Origin of the sequence: Dietzia sp. SYD-A1, from assembly GCF_015356725.1 — a bacterium.
In the GTDB taxonomy this organism is placed as follows: Bacteria; Actinomycetota; Actinomycetes; order Mycobacteriales; family Mycobacteriaceae; genus Dietzia.
Genome location: NZ_JADDKI010000652.1, coordinates 1 through 2,752, shown reverse-complemented (window position 1 = coordinate 2,752; position 2,752 = coordinate 1). Strand labels below are relative to the sequence as shown.

Genomic DNA, 2,752 nt, shown 5'->3' with positions numbered 1-2,752 from the left:
GGGCGACCCCGGGCGCCACGCCGACGACCCCGGAAGCCGTGCCGGCGAGGCCGAGGACGCGGGCGCGTTCCTCGTCATGGCGACGCCCGGTGACGACCACTTCAGCCATCTCCGTGCTGGTGAGGCGAGCAGCGCGGTGCTCCTGGAGGCCACGTCCTTCGGCTTGTCGACCTGCCCGATCAGCGAGGCGCTGGAGGTGCCGGCGACCCGACGGGTGTTGCAGCAGTCCGCCATGTCGAGCGGATGCTTCCCCCAGCTCATCATCCGGATGGGGTGGGCGCGGCCGGGCGCGAAGGCCCTACCGCTGACGCCGCGACGGCCGGTGGCGGACATCCTGACGACGATGTCCTCCGGGGTGGCGGCGGCAGCCAGGGCCACGGCCTGATTCAGCCCCGGATCCCGGTCAGTCCTCGTGCATGATGAGGACGGGGCAGTGCGCGTGGGTGGCACAGGCGGAACTCACCGATCCCACCAGCAGCCCGACGAAACCGCCGTGCCCGCGGCTGCCGAGCACGAGCATGTACGCGCCCCTGCTGCGCTCGATCAGCAGGCGCGCCGCGGGCCCCTGCAGGACCGTCTGGCGGAGCCCTTCGGGGGGTGATCCGTCGAACGCGTCGTCGACCGCGGTGGCGAGCAGCTTTGCGGCGTCCTCGTCGAGTGTCCAGTCCGCCGTGTAGTAGGCGTCGATCATCGGCGGGTAGTCCCAGGTGGTGATCGCCTCCACCGTCAGGTCCAGGGCGGCGGCGATCTGCGCGCCTCGTCGTAGTGCGGAGAGTGACGGACGGGACCCGTCGACTCCGACGACGATGCGGTCCGGGCTCAGTGCTTCGGTCATGCCGTCATCGTCGTACCGGTACCGGAACCGCCGATAGGGCCGAAAGTCCCGCGGTGAGAGGTCCCCGGGTCGATCGACCCGTCCGACCGTGCGTGTGCCCGTCGGTGGTCGGGCATGCCGGTCGAGTGGACCGTCGAGGTCGGGCCCAATGGCCCTACTCCGCCCCGATCGGCGGGACGACGATGGGTCGTGACCACCCGTCACGATGTTGCGTGATGTCGTCCGAGCAGAAGGAGCACGATCATGGCGGACAACCTGGCACGATTCGATCCGTTCGCGGGGCTCGACGCCCTGCGGAGGGAGTTCCTGGACAGCGGTCTGTTGGGCACCCTCCGCGGCAGGGCCCCGACCACCGACGTGTACACCGAGGGGGACACGGGGTTGGTGGTGGAGGTCCATCTCCCGAACTTCGAGGAGAAGGACATCTCCGTCGCCGTCGACAAGGGGACGCTGTCCATCCAGGCCGAGCGGCACGAGCGCGACGAGGACAAGTCGCGCAAGTACGTCGTCCGCGAGAGCAGCAGCAGCTTCTTCCGCAGCATCGCGTTGCCCGATCACGCCGATGTCCAGAAGATCACGGCCGACTACGACGACGGTGTCCTCAAGGTCACCGTCCCCCTGGCGGAGATCTCCGCGCCGACGAAGATCCAGATCGGGTCCGGTGGCAGCGCGCCGTAAGTCGCCTGGTCGGGCGCACGGGTGGGTTACCGCGGCGGCCGTTGTCGCGGTCGTCCTCCTGCTCCTTCCCGTGCTCCTGTTGCCCCTCACCACGTCGGTCCCACTATGGGCGTGGCTACCCCTTCTCGTGCTGGGCCTGGGCGGTCTGGTCTGGCTCGTCGCCGCGCGTCGCCGGCGGTGGGTGCGGCCGGCCGCGGTGGGCGTGGTGGCGATCGCGGCGATCGGGTCGGTGCTCGCCTCGCAGACCCTCGCCGTGACGCCGCCGATCACCGGACCGGACGGCGAGCCGGTGCCCGGCAGCATTGCGTCGATGGAGGCGGTGGAGCTGAACGGCAGCGAGCAGTGGATCACCCTGCGCGGCCACGACACGTCAAACCCGGTCCTGCTCAACCTCGGGATGGGCGGCCCGGGCGGCGGCGGGTTCTTCAACTCGCGCGAGTTCCGGCCGCTGGAGGAACAGTTCACGGTGGTGAACTGGGACGAGCCGGGGACGGGCAGGTCGTACGGCGCCGTGCCGTTCGACGAGCTCGACCGGCAGCGGTTCGTCGACGACGCGGCCGCGCTCGCCCGGTACCTGATCGAGCGATTCGGGCAGGAGAGGATCGTGGTCTACGGGGTGTCGTGGTCGAGCATCCTCGGCATCTGGCTGGTGCAGGAGCACCCCGAGCTCTTCCACGCCTTCGTCAGCAGCGGGCAGATGGTCAACACAGGCGAGAACGACCGGATGGGCTACGAGCTGGCGCTGGCGCACCTCGAGGAGCAGGGCGAGACCCGGCGTGCGGACAGGCTCCGCGAGAACGGACCGCCGCCGTACCACGGCGAGAACGTGGTGCGGCCCTACGTGGACTTCCTCGACGTGCTCAACGAGATCATGGGCACGCCCCGCTACACGCTGGTGGTGCCGCTCCTCGGGTTCTTCGTGCCCGAGTACGGCTACCTCGACACGATCAACCACACCCGCGGGCTGATCGACTCGTTCAACGCCGTGTATCCGCAGCTCGAGGACCTGGATTTCGTGGAGCAGGCCCCCGTGTTGGAGGTGCCGGTGTTCTTCTTCGTGGGACGCCACGACGTCAACGCGATGCCGAGCCTGGTGCAGGAGTACTACGACGTACTCGACGCCCCGACCAAGGAGCTGATCTGGCTCGAGGGCGGACACGGTCTGGGCAGCGCGGAGAACACCGACGTGTTCGTCGACGTGATGCTCGAGCAGGTCCGGCCGCTGGCGGTGGCGTGACC

At 69.4% G+C, this 2,752-nt stretch carries 3 protein-coding genes and 1 pseudogene; 3 read left to right on the top strand and 1 reads right to left on the bottom strand.

The features are described from left to right. Positions 1 to 385, top strand: a pseudogene (locus IY392_RS18240) (nitroreductase family protein); the annotation flags it as partial. A gap of 18 nt (positions 386 to 403) precedes the next feature. Here the strand turns inward: IY392_RS18240 and IY392_RS18235 are convergent. Further along, entirely contained in the window at positions 404 to 835 is a 432-nt protein-coding gene (locus tag IY392_RS18235) for a universal stress protein (protein WP_194861989.1), read from the bottom strand. 243 nt (positions 836 to 1,078) lie between these two features. On the opposite strand from IY392_RS18235, the gene IY392_RS18230 reads away from it, so the two are divergent. Both IY392_RS18230 and IY392_RS18225 read left to right on the top strand, forming a co-directional pair. Then, a complete protein-coding gene (locus IY392_RS18230) occupies positions 1,079 to 1,513 on the top strand; it encodes an Hsp20/alpha crystallin family protein (protein WP_107756899.1) in 435 nt (144 codons plus the stop codon). Positions 1,514 to 1,583: 70 nt separating this feature from the next. Beyond that, positions 1,584 to 2,750 (top strand): alpha/beta fold hydrolase, encoded by a 1,167-nt coding sequence (locus IY392_RS18225; protein ID WP_197431413.1) that lies wholly within the window; start codon positions 1,584 to 1,586, stop codon positions 2,748 to 2,750. Positions 2,751 to 2,752: the final 2 nt, after the last annotated feature.

Bases quoted from the DNA above. Each gene is read 5' to 3' on its own strand.
- IY392_RS18235 (WP_194861989.1), bottom strand. From the start codon at position 835: ATGACCGAAGCACTGAGCCCGGACCGCATCGTCGTCGGAGTCGACGGG.
- IY392_RS18230 (WP_107756899.1), top strand. From the start codon at position 1,079: ATGGCGGACAACCTGGCACGATTCGATCCGTTCGCGGGGCTCGACGCC.